General features: G+C 64.5%; 14 protein-coding genes and 1 pseudogene. 7 read left to right on the top strand and 8 right to left on the bottom strand.

Annotated features, from left to right (window positions below; all coding sequences use genetic code 11):
- Positions 1-43 precede the first annotated feature (43 nt).
- Complete coding sequence (locus tag DDQ50_RS16090; protein ID WP_116757827.1) at positions 44-1,273, top strand: mandelate racemase/muconate lactonizing enzyme family protein; 1,230 nt, start codon at positions 44-46, stop codon at positions 1,271-1,273.
- Positions 1,270-2,025 carry an SDR family NAD(P)-dependent oxidoreductase gene (locus DDQ50_RS16085; protein WP_116757826.1) on the top strand — a complete coding sequence of 252 codons (756 nt, stop codon included), beginning with the start codon at positions 1,270-1,272 and terminating at the stop codon, positions 2,023-2,025. The genes DDQ50_RS16090 and DDQ50_RS16085 overlap by 4 nt, the downstream gene beginning before the upstream one ends.
- 68 nt (positions 2,026-2,093) lie before the next feature.
- On the opposite strand, the gene DDQ50_RS16080 is transcribed toward DDQ50_RS16085, so the two are convergent.
- Entirely contained in the window at positions 2,094-4,604 is a 2,511-nt protein-coding gene (locus DDQ50_RS16080; RefSeq protein WP_116757825.1) for a glycoside hydrolase family 2 protein, read from the bottom strand.
- 427 nt (positions 4,605-5,031) lie between these two features.
- A complete protein-coding gene (locus DDQ50_RS16075; protein ID WP_116757824.1) occupies positions 5,032-6,534 on the bottom strand; it encodes an ABC transporter substrate-binding protein in 1,503 nt (500 codons plus the stop codon).
- Between the two features lie 279 nt (positions 6,535-6,813).
- Between DDQ50_RS16075 and DDQ50_RS16070 the strand changes: the two genes are divergently transcribed.
- The 4 genes from DDQ50_RS16070 to DDQ50_RS16055 all read left to right on the top strand — a co-directional run bounded on the left by DDQ50_RS16070 (position 6,814) and on the right by DDQ50_RS16055 (position 10,554).
- The gene (locus DDQ50_RS16070; protein WP_116757823.1) at positions 6,814-7,866 is read left to right on the top strand and encodes a Gfo/Idh/MocA family protein; all 1,053 of its coding nucleotides are present in this window, start codon (positions 6,814-6,816) and stop codon (positions 7,864-7,866) included.
- Positions 7,863-8,675, top strand: coding sequence for a hypothetical protein (locus DDQ50_RS16065; protein ID WP_116757822.1), 813 nt, complete (start codon positions 7,863-7,865; stop codon positions 8,673-8,675). The genes DDQ50_RS16070 and DDQ50_RS16065 overlap by 4 nt, the downstream gene beginning before the upstream one ends.
- A gap of 143 nt (positions 8,676-8,818) precedes the next feature.
- The gene (locus DDQ50_RS16060; RefSeq protein WP_240614477.1) at positions 8,819-9,649 is read left to right on the top strand and encodes a 3-keto-disaccharide hydrolase; all 831 of its coding nucleotides are present in this window, start codon (positions 8,819-8,821) and stop codon (positions 9,647-9,649) included.
- Positions 9,592-10,554, top strand: coding sequence for a sugar phosphate isomerase/epimerase family protein (locus tag DDQ50_RS16055; RefSeq protein WP_116757820.1), 963 nt, complete (start codon positions 9,592-9,594; stop codon positions 10,552-10,554). The genes DDQ50_RS16060 and DDQ50_RS16055 overlap by 58 nt, the downstream gene beginning before the upstream one ends.
- Before the next feature lie 29 nt (positions 10,555-10,583).
- Here DDQ50_RS16055 and DDQ50_RS17350 read toward each other — a convergent pair whose 3' ends face one another.
- The 4 genes from DDQ50_RS17350 to DDQ50_RS16035 all read right to left on the bottom strand — a co-directional run bounded on the left by DDQ50_RS17350 (position 10,584) and on the right by DDQ50_RS16035 (position 14,559).
- The gene (locus tag DDQ50_RS17350; RefSeq protein WP_165829862.1) at positions 10,584-11,825 is read right to left on the bottom strand and encodes an ROK family protein; all 1,242 of its coding nucleotides are present in this window, start codon (positions 11,823-11,825) and stop codon (positions 10,584-10,586) included.
- A 1,092-nt stretch (positions 11,826-12,917) separates the two neighbouring features.
- A complete protein-coding gene (locus tag DDQ50_RS16045) occupies positions 12,918-13,511 on the bottom strand; it encodes a recombinase family protein (RefSeq protein ID WP_116757818.1) in 594 nt (197 codons plus the stop codon).
- 176 nt (positions 13,512-13,687) lie between these two features.
- Positions 13,688-14,197, bottom strand: coding sequence for a GNAT family N-acetyltransferase (locus DDQ50_RS16040; protein ID WP_116757817.1), 510 nt, complete (start codon positions 14,195-14,197; stop codon positions 13,688-13,690).
- Positions 14,194-14,559 carry an ArsR/SmtB family transcription factor gene (locus DDQ50_RS16035; protein ID WP_205663684.1) on the bottom strand — a complete coding sequence of 122 codons (366 nt, stop codon included), beginning with the start codon at positions 14,557-14,559 and terminating at the stop codon, positions 14,194-14,196. Before DDQ50_RS16035 ends, DDQ50_RS16040 begins: the two co-directional genes overlap by 4 nt.
- A gap of 63 nt (positions 14,560-14,622) precedes the next feature.
- Between DDQ50_RS16035 and DDQ50_RS16030 the strand changes: the two are divergent.
- A pseudogene (locus tag DDQ50_RS16030) lies at positions 14,623-15,956 on the top strand (NAD(P)-binding domain-containing protein).
- Positions 15,957-15,958: 2 nt separating this feature from the next.
- On the opposite strand, the gene DDQ50_RS16025 reads toward DDQ50_RS16030, so the two are convergent.
- Together DDQ50_RS16025 and DDQ50_RS16020 are read right to left on the bottom strand one after the other, a co-directional pair.
- Entirely contained in the window at positions 15,959-16,348 is a 390-nt protein-coding gene (locus tag DDQ50_RS16025) for an arsenate-mycothiol transferase ArsC (protein ID WP_116757816.1), read from the bottom strand.
- Positions 16,345-16,909 (bottom strand): NAD(P)/FAD-dependent oxidoreductase (locus DDQ50_RS16020; RefSeq protein WP_476692339.1); only part of this gene is annotated, 565 nt, incomplete at its 5' end. The genes DDQ50_RS16025 and DDQ50_RS16020, both read right to left, overlap by 4 nt.

Raw genomic sequence — 16,909 nt, 5'->3', positions numbered from 1 at the left:
AGGGCAAGGGCGATTAATTGGACCCGAATGCAAAGGTGCATGGATGACTGAGAAGACCGTCGTGAGGGCAATCACGGAATCGCTGGAACGCGAACAGGCCGGTGAAGGCAAGAGCGCCGCCGTGTACGAGTTGTCCACTGCATACGATTCGCTGACGATCGAGCGGATCGAGGTTTTCAAATGCGTGTTCCCCCTCGCGAGGCCCTTCATGCTCGGCCATGCCTCCGTGGATCGTCGGGAATACGTCGTGATCCGAATCACCGACTCGAGCGGTGCGAGCGGAGTCGCATTCGCGCTTTCGCGTGGGGCGCCGACAGACACGGTCATCAGTGAGCTCGTCGGCCCCCGGTTCCTGGGGCGGGGCTCGGTTGACATCGAAGGCACCATGCAGCAGGTTCGCCGAGGCCTGCAGCCCTTCGCCGCTGAAGGCGTAGTGGGACGGGCGCTCTCGCTGATTGACATCGCTCTGTGGGACCTTAGGGGGAAGCACCTCGACTCCCCGGTGTGGAAGCTGCTAGGCGCCACTCGGTCAACGGCGCCGATCCAGATCGTCGAGGGCTATCCAATAGACGGCGAAACAGATTCTCAGTTCATCGACCGGATCTGCGCGAGGGTGGACGAGGGATACAAGCACATCAAGATCGCCTACGGTGCCGCCCAACCAGACGCTTTCACCAACCGCTTAGAGGCGATGATGAAGGCTGTTCCTGACGAAGTGTCGGTCAACGTCGACGTGGCGTGGTCCTGGTACGACCTGGACGTCGCCCGACATGTTCTCGGGCGATGGAATCATCTGAACTTGGCCTGGATCGAAGATCCAGTCGCCGCCGATGACCTCGAAACGCTAGCGGCGATCCGCAGCATGAGTCGGCTGCCGATCGGCGTGGGCGACGAGGTCTCACGGGCCGCAACGCTACGAACCGCTGCCGAGAGCGGCCTCGTCGACGTCCTTCGCGCCGACCTCACCTGTGCGGGAGGATTCAGCGCGCTTCCCTCTCTCGTCGACAGTGCACACGCGATCAGCCTGTCCACGCACGTGTACCCGCAGATTCACCGGCATGCCGTTCTGGGCGCGACAGCGAACGGGCCAGTCGAGATGTTCCCGCCGGTCTCCCCGTGGGACACCTGCGCGGAGTTCGTTGCACCGGCCGAGTGCGAACTGATGGACGGGGTGGTCTCGATCACACCGCCCACTCGACCGGGACTCGGCATCGACATCGACTGGCAGAGGGTGGCCTCGGCATCCGTGCGATCTGCACGAATCACCGCATGATCGACGACAGCGGCAACCAGAAGGAGGGCCAGATGGGGCCAATAGTCATCACGGGCGCGGCAAAAGGAATCGGCCTTGGCGTAGCCTCAGCGGTGCGCGCAGCGGGCATGGATGCGGTCATCTTCGATGCGGATACAGACGGTAGCCGGTCGGCTAGCGAGATCGGAGCCGGCTTCCACCGAGTGAACGTGACGGATCGAGACGAGCTCGAGGCTGCGTTCTCTCGAGTCGCAGAGGAGCGTGGACCGATCAGCGGACTCGTGAACAGCGCGGGTCTTACCCGGACAGGGCCATCAGCGGAGCTGTCGGTCGCGGATTGGAAGCTGGTTATCGATGTCGACCTGACAGGCACTTTCTTCGCGTGCCAGGCAGCGTTCCCCTATCTCGCCGAAACCGCCTCGATCGTGAATCTCGCTTCGATCGCGTCGGCACGCGCCTTACCGGAACGGGTCGCCTACACGGCGGCCAAGTTCGGCGTCGTCGGCGTGACCCGGGTGCTGGCAGTCGAGTGGGCTGAGCGAGGGATCAGGGTCAACGCCGTCGCTCCCGCGTGGACCGAGACATTGCTTGTCACAGAGCTGGTCGCCGCGGGCAAAATCGACCGTGAGGACCTGAGCAGCCGCATACCAATGAAGCGCCTTGCGCGGGTGGATGATGTCGCTGGCGCGGTCATGTTCTTCCTGGGAGCGGATTCTCCCTACATAACTGGTCAGACACTGTACGTCGACGGCGGCTATACCTGGGCCGGTTAAAGTCTCAAACGGAAAGGGGCGGGTGAAGGTGCAAACCTTCACCCGCCCCTTGTCGTTATCGATCAGCCCTAGGCAGGCTGGGTGAGGCTCACAGTCAGAGACTGCGTCGGAAGCCCATCAGCCGCGACCGTGATCGTCGCCGAGGTTGCGTCCTCGCCGCCGATGCCTGCATACCTGAGCACCGCAAGCGCGCGGCCCTGGTAGGTGGTGCATGCCGAATCCAGGAAGGACTCAGTCGTACTCGGACGAGCGGTTCCGAGTCCCTGAAGAATCACGGGACCTTCGACGCTCACCGTGACGGGCACTTCAGCCGACCTGTCCAGCGTGCCGTTCTCGTCGAGGAGTGAGATATCGACGTAGAGGACGTCCTGAGTGTCCGTTAGCAGCTCGTCGGACTCCGCGAGCAGACCGATCTGCGTCACCTCAGCTGCCGAACTCAAGGCGAATCGACCAACCTCGGCGCCGGCCTTGTAGGAGACCGCCTCGATGGCTCCGCGCCGATAGGGGATCTCAGCAGTGGCCATGAACGGAAACTCGGTGCCTACCTCAGCGCGTGCTACCTCGTCACCGTTCAGAATGAAGGCGATCTCGTCCGCATCTCCATAGGCTTCGACCGTCACCGGCGAGTCCTCCGGAAGGTCCCACGTCCAGCTCTCGACGGTGTCCGACCACGCCCACGCGTTCGGGCGTGCCGGGTGGTCGCGATGCTCCGGGCGCTGAACGCTCAGGTACGGGTCCTTCCGAAGTCCGAACACGATCTCCCGGTAGTAGGAGACCGGGTTCCGGTTGCCGCTCAGATCGATGTCGGCACAATTGCCGGTCAGACCGGGGTAGGGCTCAGTGAAGCCCGCGTCCTCTCCCGGATACTTCGGCCGTCCCACCCCCGGCTCGCCCAGGTAATCCCAGCCGACCCAGGTGAAGTCGCCGATCACGTGCTCATTGTCCAGGATCATCTTCCAGGTGAGAGCGATGCGGCTATTGAAGGTCTCCGTGCCCAACATGACTCGATTGGGGAAGGCGACCTTATCCAGCTCGTACCGCACGTCGCCGTAGTTAAGGCCGAGGACGTCGAGAGCGGCGGCCGGCTCAGCAAGCACCTCGCCCACGCGCGGAGCCCCGATCACCTGCTCGAAGATCACCGCCAGCGAAGCGTTGAAGCTGTCGTCGGCAGCAGCTTCAACGCCGACGTCCGATTCGAGATCCGTGGACGTCGCAGGAGCCACCGAGTCCGGTTCCGCTGGCCCGAAATCAGCCTGAGGTGCCGGCGCTTCATGCGAAGGTGCCTGCACCCACATCGTCATCATCCCGTTTATGGAGTTCGTGATGAACCGCGAATCATCCTGGCTGCGAATGCGCTCCGCGATTTGTCGGCTCCAACGAGCGCCATGCGGGGTGCCGATCTCGATAATCTCGCTGCCGATCGAGTACCCGATCACACTCGGATGATTGAAGTCCTTCGCCACGAGGGCGTCGACGTCCCGCTCCCACCATTCGTTGAATCGACGGGAGTAGTCGTCGTGAGTCTTGGACATGTGCCACATGTCCCACGTTTCATCGAGAACGAGCATGCCCAACCGGTCGCAAGCATCGAGGATGGCACGGCTGGCCGGTTTGGCGGCCGAACGAACCGCGTTGAAACCCGCCGCCTTCAGACGCCGAATGCGGCGCTCGGCCGACTTGTCGAACTCGGCTGAGCCCAGGACACCGTGATCGTGGTGGAGGCAGGCGCCACGCAGCTTCACGGTCTCCCCGTTGATTCGCAGGCCCCGGATGGGATCGACAGAGGCGGTGCGGATTCCGAACGAGGTTGTCGCCTCGTCGAGCGCAGCGCCGGACGACTCAATCCGCACCCTGGCGCTGTACAGCGTCGGCTCCTCCACATTCCAGCGGCGCGGACCATGGATGTAGCTCCGATGGCGTAGCGTCGCCTTCTCACCCGGAAGCAGAGTGATCGCTCGCGCGTCCGTGGCCACAACGTCGCCCGATGCATCTCGCACCTCGAGAACCGTGTCCACAGTCCTCGTGATCGGACTCTCATTGATCACCTCGGTGGAGGCGGCGACAGTGGCGACATCGTCATCGATCTCGGGGGTGGTCACGCGCAGCCCGGTGGGCTCGATATGAACGAGGTCGCCCACCAAGAGGTTGACAGGGCGATAAATGCCTGCTCCGCTGTACCAACGCGAGTCCTCGAAGGCCTGCACCTCGACGAGGACCTCGTTCGTCCCGCCGTAGAAGAGGTACGGATCGATCGCCATATAGAAGGTCGAGTAGCCATTGGCCCACTGGCCGGCGAACGCGCCGTTCACAAACACCATGGCCTCGCGATAGGCGCCCTCGAACTCGAGCGTCACACGCTTTGATGCCCACTCCTCGGGGACCTCGAACTTTTTCGAGTACTGCCAGGTTCCTTCGTGGAAGTACCCAAGATGAGGGTTTCCGTCGGCCGAGCGCCCCGTACCCAGCATCGCGTCGTGGGGGAGATTGACGGTGGTCCCGCCCGTCACACCCGACGAGCGTTCGAACAGGGAGCCTCGTACCGAGACGGTCCATTCGTCGGTGAATGTCTGTCGTTGCATATTTAGTGCTCCTTAGATGGGAAGGCAAAGAGGACAAGAAGAGCGGACGCTCTTGGGACCCGGTGCCGCACGATGTCGACGCTTCGGTCGGTGACCGGCCATGCTGAGCGCCGGGTGTGCTTCGGCTGGCGGCCATTAGCTCGTATGCGAAAAGTGCGGACGCCGAGTCGCGCAACCGATGCGTCTGGCATCGAGGCCTCCTTTGGCGTGCGCGGTCGTGCTGAGCGGTGGTACCGCCGCTAATAATCACATCATGAAAGCAGGTGAATGCATATGAAAGCAATCCCAAGGAGGTGGGATGCGCTGAGGTGCGTCGCCACCGACGCCGCGCACGGCCTGCGAGCCACCTTGTCGAGTCTGGGTCATTAGCGAAGCTGAAGGGGTGCAGAGGCGGCCCGCCGCCAGACGCAAGCCGCCCCTCTCCGCGCTAACTGGCTGCCGGTGTCCAGGGCTGGATAGAGGAGCTCAGCACCTTAGGTGGGGTGAAGGCGATCTTGCTGGACACCACATAGGCGCCACCCGCGGTCGTGATCGGGGCGAACCAGGCCTCGTTCACCAGGTATTCGTTGAGCGGCTCGAAGGCATCCTCCGCCTGAGAGGCGTTGGCTTGGGTGAGGAGAGCTTCGTACTCGGGGTTCGTGGTACCGAACGGGTTGAATACAGACACCGTCGAGTTATTGAGGTCGATGGCATCGGATGACCGGAAGAGGTTCCCCATGAGAAACATCGCATACGTCTTGGTGAAGACCTTCGTGTAGAAGTCCTGGAACGGAACCGTCTCCCACGTCACGGTGATCCCGATATCGGCGAGTGACTGCGTGACGATCGGCTCGTACTGGATCGACGCGAATGTGCTCGGCATGGTCACCGCGAAGCCGTCGGGATAGCCGGCCTCGGTCAGAAGAGCCCTCGCCTCGTCGACGTCGTAGGGATACGTCTCATTGAGCGCATCACTCCACGCCCCACCCGCCGGGTTGACGACCTGCGCAGTCGGAGCGGACAAGCCGGGATTGATCGCCGCGGCAATGCCTTCGCGGTCCAGCGCGAGATTGATGGCTCGGCGTACCCGCACATCGCCCAAGGCTGGGACGACCTCGCCTCCGCGATCCGCGAGCCACAGCACCGAGAGAGAAGATGGGGGAGTGGTCCCGGTCGTGTACCGGGGGTCGTCGAACTGAGTCAGCAGGTCGGACGAGGGAAGGTAGGCGAAGTCGAGCTGATCCGCTCGGACTGCGCTGAGCGCCGCTGTCTGATCGGCGATCACCTGGAACTCGACGCGATCGAATGGATACGCGTCGGCGTTCCAGTTCTCATCGTTCTTTACGAGCACGTACTTGGCGCCGGTGGTGGTGAGCTGCGGATCGAGGGAGTACGGCCCAGAGCCGATCGGCTCGGTCTGTGCGCTCTCAGTGCCCAGCGAGCTGGGTGCTCCGACCGCACCTGGAACGTCGGCAAGATTGGAGATGAGCGCCCCATCCGGTTCTGAGAGCCTCACGACGACGGTCTCATCGTCCGGTGCCTCGACGGAGGACACCGACAGCAGACGACTGGCCGTCGACGGTCCAACCCGAGATGCCTCGAGCGACGCCGCGACCGCGGCGGCGTCGAGGTCTTCGCCATCGGTGAAGGACTGACCGGGTCGGATGTGGAAGCTGAGTTCGGTCAGGGTGTCGTCGTACGACCATTCGTCGGCGACTCCCTCAACGATGGACCCGTCGACAGCTGTGTCGAGCAGGGTGTCGTAGACCGTCTGGAGGATGATGGCGTCTCCGCTGTCGTATCCGACCGCGAAGCTGCCTGGGGGCGCCTGCAGTGAGAGCCGGAGAACCTTCTCGCCTTCGGCGCTGTTCGGGCTAGCTGAGCATCCGGAGAGCGCGCCGGCTGAGATCAGCACCGCCGCGATCATCACCTTTCGCCGTGTTCCATTCATGGCTGACTTCCTCGTCTGTTGGTGGTGGAGGCCTGATCGCGCAGAACGCTTGATCCTGCCCGAAGCCGGGGCGAGCGTAACAGCGAGATCCACAGGATGGAAGATGGTTTCGACATTTGGATTGGACGACGAAAATCGCGAACTTCAATGCCCTGAAAAAACACAAAGTGGGCTAAATCACACCTTGATACAGTTCCCGCAGAACCAAGGCGGTTCCCGGAAACGCGACCCGGTTCACCCGCCGGCCAGGCGAACCTCCCGTCGCGCAGGAGCAAGCGAATGATTATAGAAAAGCCACTCCGGGTCGGCATCATCGGTGCCGGTCCCGTCACCCAGGCCGTTCACCTGCCTACTCTTGCCCGCCTCCCCGGCCTCTTCGAGGTCGCGGCGGTGATGGATGTCTCAGCGGAGTCGGCCGAAGCTGTGGCGCGACGGGTCGGTGCACGATCGACTACGTCGTTCGAGGCCGTGCTGTCGGATGACTCGATCGATGTCGTGGCCATCTGCACCCCCGACCTCCTCCACGCGGACCAGGTGATCGCGGCCATGGAAGCGGGCAAGCGTGCAGTCTTCTGCGAGAAGCCGCTGGCGACCACGCTCGAAGAGGCCGATCGGATAGCGGAGACCGCGCGTCGGCTCAGCGTGCCGCTGGTCGTTGGCGCAATGCATGTGCACGATCCGGCATGGCAATCTGTCCAGGACGTCGTTGCGGAGCTGGCCGTCTCAGCGCATACGGTCCGATCGAGCATCGTGCTTCCATTCAACGAGCGCTTCCAGCACCTCGTCACCGAGCTGCTGCCCAAGCCGCCTGCTGCTCCTCCTGCCGAGATCGACGCCGAGGTGCTGGCAGGCCTCATGGAGCTGGCGGTCCTCAGCCTCGCTGTTCACGATCTGCCCCTCGTGCGGGCATTCCTGCCGGCCTCGGCCGATGTCGAGGTCGCTGCAGCAGAGCTGCTCAGCCCCTTCGGATATGCCCTGACCGTCACAGCGGGAGGACGCATGCTCGACCTGATCGGTCTAGTCAACGCCCAGTGGCATCCGAGCTGGGAGCTGGAGGTCTTCGGCGACAGCACCCGGCTGCATTTGGCGTTCACTCCGTCTTTCGTGCATGCAGGCTCCGCCGTCGCAACCGTGGAACGCGCTGGAGTGACCTCGGTCTTCGGTCCGTTCGCCTCAAACGGATACGAAGGCGAATGGCGATTGATTGCCCGGATACTCACGGATCCCGATGTCCGGGCTCCCTCTGTGGAAACGCTCGTGTCTGACCTCCACTTGGCGGTCGACCTCGCGAATCAGGCATCCGCGAAGGTGCGAGAGGCGGCTGGGGCATGACGCAGTCGCGGACTCTGGCGGGTGTCCACGGCGGCGAGATGCTCGCCCGGCAGCTCGCCCTGTCGTTGCCTCTGAGCTTCTCGCCGGCGCCCTCCGCGTCAGACGCCGAGGTGATTCTCGTGGGGGGCGGCGAAGGATGGGCCCGTACGGGACGGCACCTCCTCGATACCGGAGTGAGGACGCTGGTGATCAGCGCCCCGACCGCAGATGACCTCGAAGACGTCCTCGCGTTCGCCGCGACCGCCGAATCATCCCAAGCCAAGGTGGTGCTCAGCGAGCCCTTCGCCGGAGATCCCGCCCTCTACTCCATAGCCGATCAGCTCGTATCCGTCCCCTATATAGGCCTCGTCGGACTCGCGGCCCATGGGATCGACCAGGTCACCCTCGAGCAGCTGCGGCTGCTGCGCGCTCTCCGATTCACGGATCTGTCCGTCGAGGTGGTTCGGCGCGAACGTCGCAGTGTGAGCGTCACCATGCGAGGGTCCAACTCCAAGATCGATTGCCTGGTCCGATCCCTTGGCGTCCTGTCTGCGACCAGTCGGCAACAGCATCGCGTGCGCGCGTATGACCTCGACTCGGTGGCCGAGGCGACCGTGTACGGTTCGGACGATGCGACCCCCGCCATCGTCACCTTCTTCTCTTCGGAGGGTTCCACCACGATGCCGACCCTCTATGAGACCGCCCATCGCTCTGATCTGAGGCGGCTCGATCGCTTCCCTTCGGGCGGCGCATCGCTGACGGGTTTCGCTGACGACCTTCGCACTCTGTGTGCGATCCTCGAGCTCGCCGCCAGGAGTCAGCCCGAATGAACCGCGGGGACAGTGCGGCGATGGGGTACATCCCCGGTCGCCCCAGCAACTCATCTGAAAGGAATCACATGTCCCCCGAGGCGGAATCGCTCCCAAACTCTGTATCGATCTTCGACGGTAAGACACTGAGCGGCTGGCGGCCAGTGCCTCGCACGTTCGGCGCTGCATATCCCGGCGGCCCCAGCATCATGGATGCCCTCGATCTCATCGGAATGGACAAGCTGGAGATCGATATCGCGGGACCGATCGTCTGGGAGCCGGAAAAGAATGCCGCGGTCTGGACCGTCGAAGATGGTGCGATCGTCGGGCGGCAGAACTTTCCCGGCAGCGGATACGGCGGCTGGCTCGTCAGTGAGAAGACCTACGGCGACTTCGAGCTCGTCCTCGAGGCGAAGCCGGACTGGCCCGCGGACACCGGCATCCTGCTGCGGCGGAGGGCGGACGATTGGGCGGGTTTCCAGGTCCTGCTCGACCACCGCGAGTACGGAGGAATCGGCGGCTTCTACGGCAACGGCCTGGCGAGCTTCTCGGCACTGCCGTTCTCGATCCGATCAGTCGTGGACGGCGACGGCGCCGTGATCGGCATCGAAGCTGACGATCCGGCGACCAGTCTCGATCCAGTAACCGACGAGAAGATCTCCCGCCTCTCCTACGCAGCGAAGGCCGAGGACTTCTTGGACGTCTGGAGATGGAACGACTGGAACGAGATTCGCATCAGATGCGTCGGGGCCAGCCCCGTCCTCACAACTTGGGTCAACGGCCTGAAAATCGCCGAACTGGATACTGCGACCATAGACTCGCCCCACTACTCCCCCGAGGGAGTCCTCGAGTGGCTCGGACCGCGTGGGCACATCGCCCTGGAGGTTCATGACAACGACCCGATCATGGGTGAGGCTCGTTGGGGTCGAGGAGCCGCATGCCGCTGGCGGAACATCACGATCACGGAGCTCGGCTCCGAAGGAGCACTCGCGTGAGCAAGCTGGCAGTCTCGAGTTTCAGTCTCTTCCGTGAGATAGGACCTCTGCACTTTGAGCCCCGGGGCGAGAACGGCGAACTGTTCTCCTTCTCAATGCCGTTCCCCAGTGAGTACACGCTCGAGGGCTTTGTCGGGTTGGTGAAGGACCGGGCCGGCGTGAGCGCGATCGAGCTCTGTCAGATCCAGTTCGAGCGAACCGATGCTGCGACTATTGAACGGCTGCGCGCCGCCCTCGAAACTCACGAGGTCGCATTGCGTACAGTCCCCATCGACCTCGGTGACCTCGGAACGGGCAATCCCGTTCATCGCGCAGAGGACGTCGAGCGGATCATTCGCTGGTTCGGCATCGCCGAAGCGTTGGGTACCGAGTTCGTCCGCGTCAACACCGGCACTCCGGGGCCGGGGACGACCTCCCACGATCATGACGGGGTGGCCGAGGCCCTCAGGCGACTATCCGACGAGGCGGGCGCCCGCTCGATGCGGCTCCTCATCGAGAATCATGGCGGTGCCAGCTCAGATCCCGGCTACCTCATCGGGCTGCAGGACGCTGTGGGTCCCGACCGCGTGGGCATTCTGCTCGACCTCGGCAACTTTGAGCCACTCGTCACGATCTCGACGTCCCGTCTGATGGGCGGCCAGGATGAATCTGAAGCGATCGACGTCGAGCCGATCTACCGCAGCATCGAAGAGCTGGCCGGCCGTGCCGACCTCGTGCACGCGAAGGACTTCGACCCCCGTTCCGACGGAACTCCGATGTTCGATCTCGATCGAGCTCTCGGCATCGTTTCCGCAAGCGGATTCATCGGCCCGATCAGCATCGAATGGGAGGGTGCTCTCGGTGACCCGTGGATGCACGTGCGGGACATGGCGGGCGCCGTAAGGCGCTGGTTTCCCGGTTATTAGCTCCAGGCCGTCCGCCAACTGACTCGCTGTCAGGCTTCGATCTGCTTCGCCAGTGAGGGAGCGCTTCGAAGCCTTCCGACCAGAGCCTCCGGTGACAGGGTCGCCTCAATGCCCACGGCGAGCCCGCCGGCCATGCCGGAATCGGCTCCTAGAGCCGGGCGCGCCACCACGAGGTTGCGGGTCGCTAGGGAAAGCGCCCGACTGTAGACAATCGACCGGATGACGGCAAGGAGATCGTCGCTCGCCGCCGCCAGCTGGCCGCCGATCACTATCCGCTCGGGGTTGAGGAGTTGAATGGTGGTGACGATCGCCTCGCCGATGATCGCGGCTCGTTCCTTGACGATCATGGTGGCTGCCGGGTCCCGGCGTCTCACCCGGGAGACGACTTCTTCGACCAACTCTGCTTCGCCTGAATGGTCGACCTCCAGCGCCCGCCCGACAGCACGGATGGAAGCCACCGCTTCGAGACATCCGGAAGAACCGCAGAGGCAGGGTTCCTCTGAGCCGGCGACCCGAATGTGTCCGATGTCGCCGGCCGCGCCATCAGCGCCCCTGACGAGTAGCCCATCCGGTCCAACAATCCCCATTCCGATCCCCGACCCCACCTTTACGTAGAGCAACGGACCGCGAAGAGCGGGAACGGAGCGTGCTTCCCCGAGCGCCCGTAGGTTCACATCGTTCTCGAGAATCACCTCACCCCCCAGAGCGTCGCGCAGGCCGGCGACTATGGGAAAGCCGTCCCACCCCGGCATGATGGGGGGTCGCACCACCGTGCCCCCCCAGTAGTCCACAGGACCGGGTAGGCCGATGATCGTGGTGCGTGCGGGCGCGGTAAGGCCGAGCTCGCTGAGCATCTCCTCGAAGGTAGCGACCACCTCGGCGAGGAAGGCGTCCGGACCGACGCCGATGGGAATCTCGATGTCGCGGACGCCGAGGCGTTGCTGACCGATGTCGAAGACGCCGCAGCGGCTGACCGTTGCGCCGCAGTCAGCCACCAGGATCAGGCCGAAATCAGGGTTGAGAACGAGGACCTCCGCAGGGCGTCCCCTTCCGGGAGAAGGCTGAAGGCCTGAGACCCGCACAGCATTCGCCTCGACGAGCGCACGCACTCCGGCATCAATCGTGGTCCGGGACAAACCTGTTGCTCGACCGACGTCCGCCTTTGAAGCGACGCGTCCGCCGGCTATCAACTTGGCGATCAAGCTGGCGACGGTCTCGCGACTCAGTCTCGCCGTCACCGTCGGCGCAGCTATGAAGACGGGCTGTTGCATAGTATCTCCGCTCTGGCCCGTAGTTGCTCTCAAAAAAAGCGTAAAAAGCGCACGACAGAACTCATGTCGGGCCGCACAGGTCATTAATAAGAGTACTGAGGTCGCTCGTAGATGTGTTGTATCGATGAGGTCTGCGAATGTTCTTCGAGGCACCGGCAAGCACTCGTTCACCGGCCAAAAGACCGACCTACCTGCCGAGGAGGTCACCGCGCACGCGCACGAGTGGGGTGCGACGGGCTGGAGGTCGCGTGCGGTGCGGATAGGGCACGCCGTCGAGATCGTGTGCGACTTCTGGTAACGGGTGCGGGCGCTCGACGGGCCGAAACCGGTGCAACCGTCTCCGGTACCGGCTGGAACGCCCTTACGGCACTCGTCGCGGCCGACAAAGCGAGGCCCCCTGGCGCCCGTGCAGTGATGGCCGCAGTCATCGACGACCTCGGTGCCGCACTCGGCAACCTCACCAACCCAGCTCGCGTCCTCATCGGGGGGCGGGTCAGTGAGAAGCTCATCGCCGAGTGCTTCACCGAGATGGATGCCGCGATCCGCAATCACACCCTCTCGCGCCCGGCCTCGCAGTACTCCCTCGCTGGCACTGACTTCCCCGGCGACGCCGTCGCTGCCGGGGCCGGCCTGCTCCCTTGGAATCCTCCATACTCTCCGGCTGGACCACCGGAGCATCCGCCTCGTCGTCGTCCCGCACAGCCGAGGTCGCCGATCCATAGCGTGGAGGTCCGCTACTCCCAGGACCGGCGGCACCGGCTGGTCTTCCTCCTTTGGCGTGTCCGTAAGGGGATCCTCATACGGGACTGCCGCAGTCGGGTAGATCGGAGCGACGTGCGCGCGAGTTCTCGCCAGAGTCGAAGGATCCGCTACTCAGAGGGAACGGGCCTGCGTCGCTGCGCCAGGCCCGCCCATCAGCGGGGTCTGGGCCGACAACGGTGAGCCTACGCGTGGACACTGCTTGCCCCCCATGCGATTCGGCCGGGGCCATCCCGTGGCGGTTTTGCGGTGGGGCCTCGAGGTGGGGGAGTGGTCGTCCCGTAAGACCCGTCCGGAAGGAATCCCGCTCAGGGGTCCCTATCTGAACCGCACTCAGGGATTGGTCCGGGTGGACAGGATGCGTGAGCGTCGATAGAACGAGGCCCGCGACATCCCGAGATCGCGAGCCACCTGGGCCGCAGGTTCACCGCTCCCCACGAGTCGGATGGCGTTGCGGATCTGACTGTCGGTGATGCGCTGGGGGCGGCCGCCGAGGTCCTTGCCGGCCTCGCGCCGCTTGCGGACGGAGTCTGTGACCCGCTCCCGTTTGATCTCGTACTCCATCTGCGCAAGAGCAGCCATGATGGTGAAGAGCATCGAGCCCATAGGAGTCGAGGTATCAACGTCACCCCCGCCGAGGTTGAGGACGCGGAGGCCGGCGCCGCGGCTGCGGAGCTCGTCGGCGAAGGCGAGCATGTTCTGGGTTGACCGGCCGAGCCGGTCGAGCGTGGTGATGACCATGGTGTCGCCCTCGTGCAGAGCGCCAAGTGCTCTGTCGAACTGCGGGCGAGACGCTCGGGCGCCCGAGACGCCGTGATCGACATAGAGGTCATCTCGGCGAATGCCGGCAGCGAGCAGATCGGCCTCCTGGCGATCGGTCGATTGGTTTCGGGTCGAGACCCGCGCATACCCGATGAGCTTCCCCACTACCAACCTCGATCTGTCTCGTAACCAACCTTGGCGTCACCAGAGTAGGACGACAGATACGATACATAGTTGTGAGACTCGCGGTGTCGCGCAAATGCTCATCCGGCCGCGCTAGCCGACGCCCACTGATGAGACGTCTCGTATCCCAAGGGATACGAGACGGCACTCGATGCCGCTCAGTTCTCCGCTCGACGGCGCTCGACCAGGATGGTGTCTCGCCATTGTCCGGAGGCCGGGCCGTAGGTCATCTGGGCGATCCGCTCCCTGGTGCCCACCGGACGGAAACCGAGACTTTCGTGAAGGCGGAGGCTGGCCCCGTTCTCCGGAAAGATGCTCGACTGGATCGTCCAAATGTCGGTGCTCTCCGCGGCGGCAATGAGTTCCGCCAAGAGTGCGCGCCCCACCCCGTTTCCGCGGGCGCCGGGGGAGATGTAGATAGAATGCTCGACCACTCCTCTATAGGCAGCTCGCGCGGAGACCGGCGAGGCTGCCGCCCACCCCGCGATCGTGCCGTCGAGCACGGCTACCAATCGCAGCTCCGGGTGCTTTGACTCGATGAATGCTTCCCAGTTGGGTGGCGGTGACGGGTCGAAGGTCGCGTGACCGGTCGCGATGCCGTCGGAGTAGATGCGCTCGACATCGGGCCAGTCCTCCGCGGTCATCGTTCGGAGAATGACGCTGCTCATGCCGGCAGGAGAGTTTTCGCGGCGGCCATGAGGGTGCCGTCGATGACCCTGAAGTAAGCCCATCGGCCGCGCTGTTCCCGGGAAACCAGGCCCGCCTCGGCGAGTTGCTTCATGTGGTGAGACACCGTTGGCTGACTGAGCCCGACCGGATCGGTGAGGTCGCAGATGCACATCTCACCGCTGTCGCTGGCTGCGATCAGGGAAAGCAGGCGCACCCGATTGGGATCTCCGAGCGCCCGGAACACCTTGGCGAGCTCTTCCGCGGCAGGCGCTTGCAGCGCCTCCCCTGACGGGGGAGCGCAGCATGCTGCCCTCAGTTCCAGAGCGGGACTTCCTGAACCAGTCATCATCACTCCTCGCATTGACAAACGTCGATGTGTCGACCAGCCTCAATGTATCGACCGTAGTCGATATGAGGAGTTGTTGTGGAAGAACTGCCTGTCGTCGTCATCGGAGCCGGTCCGCAAGGACTGGCCGCCGCCGCTCACCTCGTCGAGCGCGGGATTGAACCGCTTGTGCTCGAGAAGGGCGCCACCGCGGGAGCCGCAGTGACCGATTGGAGTCACGTCCGGCTGTTCTCGGAGTGGCCCGAACTCATCGACGGCGCAGCGGCACGTCTCCTGCAGCCCACCGGCTGGACCCAGCCGACAGGGTATCCGCGCGGCCGTCAATGGGTTTCGGCCTATCTCGCCCCCCTCGCAGAAGCACTGACGGGTCGGATCCGTTACGGCACCACCGTTACCGGCATCGGACGTCGCGGCCGCGATCGTCTGGTCGACGAGCAGCGAGGAACGACCCCGTTCACGCTGCACATCGTCGACGCCGAAGGAGCGGAGTCCCGCATCGAGGCGCGAGCGGTGATCGACGCGTCCGGAACTTGGAACCGACCCAACCCGGCAGGGGCCGACGGCCTCCCCGCCCTCGGGGAAACATCATCCCCATTCGTTTCCTACCGGATTCCGGACTTCGGCAGCCGTGAGCCGTTCGCCGGCGCCCACACGATCGTTCTCGGCAGTGGGCACTCGGCACTGACGGCCATCATCGAACTGTCACGGATCGCCCGCTATCACCCGGACACCCGCATCACGTGGGTGCTGCGTCGGGGCGACGCCGCGAACGCGTTCGGCGGCGGAGACGCCGATGAACTGCCCGAGCGCGGCGCTCTCGGACTTCGCGCCCGCGCTCTGGTGGAAGCAGGAGCCGTCAACCTGGTCACCGGGTTCCGGGTGCAAGAAGTGCGCTCCACCCCCGCCGGCGCTGTCCTCATCGCCGAAGACGGCCGCGAACTGCCGGCAGCCGACCAGGTGGTGGCCCTCACCGGGTTCCGCCCCGACCTCTCGTTCCTCAGCGAACTCCGCCTCGAACTCGATGCGACCCTGCAGGCTCCGGTACGGATCGCGCAGGAGGTGGACCCCAATCTGCACAGCTGTGGGTCGGCCGCGCCACCGGCGCGGCCGACCTTGCCCACCCCGAGCCCGGGCTCTACATCGTCGGGGCGAAGTCCTACGGTCGGGCCCCGACCTTCCTTGCCATGACCGGCTACGAACAAGTTCGCAGCGTCGTGGCCGAACTCGCCGGCGACCACGAAGCCGCCCGCCGCGTCGAACTCGTCCTTCCCGAAACCGGGGTCTGTGGCGGTTCCGGCTTGTTCGACAACCCCTCCGCCAGTGCCGGCGCCTGCTGCGCCCCGCCGGCGCTTCAGCAGAACGTGACGATCGGGCGTCGCCCGATCGAGGGTCTCGTCAGCCTCTCCAACTGAGGTCAGGTAAGGAATGCGTCGCTGATCTTGTGGGCGACCGCTTCGCGCAACGGGCGGACGGCCTCCACATCCCAGGCCTCCGGGTTCGGAAACGACCACTCGAGGACCCTGCCCGTCGGAGCCGCCGGTAGCTCAAGCCCTGGCTTCATGAGCACAACAACGTCGGCATCCTCAAGATCCTCGACCGTGACAGCTCGGGGCGTGCGACCACTGATGTCCATGCCGAGTTCCGCGACCGTGGCGGCAACGGCAGGGTTCACCTCATCGGCAGGCGATAGCCCGGCCGAGTCGACGGAGTATCGGTCGCCGGCGAGGTGCTCGAGCAGGGCGGCGCCGAGCTGCGAGCGGCCGGCGTTGTGCTGGCAAATGAACAGAACCGATTCGGCGCTCATGCGTGCACTCCAGCCTGCAGGGCGCGAGTCCATTGCTGAGTAGCGACCTGCACCGCATCCCACGGGGACCCCAGCGGCGGCGTGTAGGACAGATCGAGTTCGCTGACCTGCTCCATCGACAGCCCTGCATAGAGCGCGGTGGCATAGATGTCGACCCGCTTCGCGGTCTCGGTGCCAAGTCGGCCGACCAGCTGAGCACCGAGTAGCCGCCCGTCACCGGTGTCGCCGGTGATGCGAATAGAGATCGGCTGCGCGCCCGGGTAGTACCTCTTGTGATCATCCGCCACCGCGGCCACCGTCTCGGGAGAGAACCCGTGGGCGAGGGCTTCGTGATCGCGGAGCCCGGTACGGGATGCGACCAGGTCGAAGACCTTGACCACCTGAGTGCCCACGGAGCCGGCGAAGCGCACGTTGCCGCCGAGCGCGTTCTCGCCCGCGACGCGACCCTGCTTGTGCGCGGTGGTACCCAACGGGAGGTAGGTGACACCCATCAGGCGGTGGTGGGTCACGACCCCGTCGCCTGCTGACCAGACGTGGGGCAGCCCGGTGCGCATGGCCTCA

The sequence above is a fragment of the Amnibacterium flavum genome, assembly GCF_003097495.1.
Classification (GTDB): Bacteria; Actinomycetota; Actinomycetes; order Actinomycetales; family Microbacteriaceae; genus Naasia; species Naasia flava.
The sequence above is the reverse complement of the archived record's forward strand: the minus strand, read 5'-3'. Positions and strand labels throughout refer to the sequence as shown.

What these genes read in the sequence shown, in the direction of transcription:
- DDQ50_RS16090 (WP_116757827.1), top strand. Translation starts at nt 44, where the DNA reads ATGACTGAGAAGACCGTCGTGAGGGCAATCACGGAATCGCTGGAACGC.
- DDQ50_RS16085 (WP_116757826.1), top strand. Translation starts at nt 1,270, where the DNA reads ATGATCGACGACAGCGGCAACCAGAAGGAGGGCCAGATGGGGCCAATA.
- DDQ50_RS16080 (WP_116757825.1), bottom strand. Translation starts at nt 4,604, where the DNA reads ATGCAACGACAGACATTCACCGACGAATGGACCGTCTCGGTACGAGGC.
- DDQ50_RS16075 (WP_116757824.1), bottom strand. Translation starts at nt 6,534, where the DNA reads ATGAATGGAACACGGCGAAAGGTGATGATCGCGGCGGTGCTGATCTCA.
- DDQ50_RS16070 (WP_116757823.1), top strand. Translation starts at nt 6,814, where the DNA reads ATGATTATAGAAAAGCCACTCCGGGTCGGCATCATCGGTGCCGGTCCC.
- DDQ50_RS16065 (WP_116757822.1), top strand. Translation starts at nt 7,863, where the DNA reads ATGACGCAGTCGCGGACTCTGGCGGGTGTCCACGGCGGCGAGATGCTC.
- DDQ50_RS16055 (WP_116757820.1), top strand. Translation starts at nt 9,592, where the DNA reads ATGCCGCTGGCGGAACATCACGATCACGGAGCTCGGCTCCGAAGGAGC.
- DDQ50_RS17350 (WP_165829862.1), bottom strand. Translation starts at nt 11,825, where the DNA reads ATGCAACAGCCCGTCTTCATAGCTGCGCCGACGGTGACGGCGAGACTG.
- DDQ50_RS16040 (WP_116757817.1), bottom strand. Translation starts at nt 14,197, where the DNA reads ATGAGCAGCGTCATTCTCCGAACGATGACCGCGGAGGACTGGCCCGAT.
- DDQ50_RS16035 (WP_205663684.1), bottom strand. Translation starts at nt 14,559, where the DNA reads ATGCGAGGAGTGATGATGACTGGTTCAGGAAGTCCCGCTCTGGAACTG.
- DDQ50_RS16025 (WP_116757816.1), bottom strand. Translation starts at nt 16,348, where the DNA reads ATGAGCGCCGAATCGGTTCTGTTCATTTGCCAGCACAACGCCGGCCGC.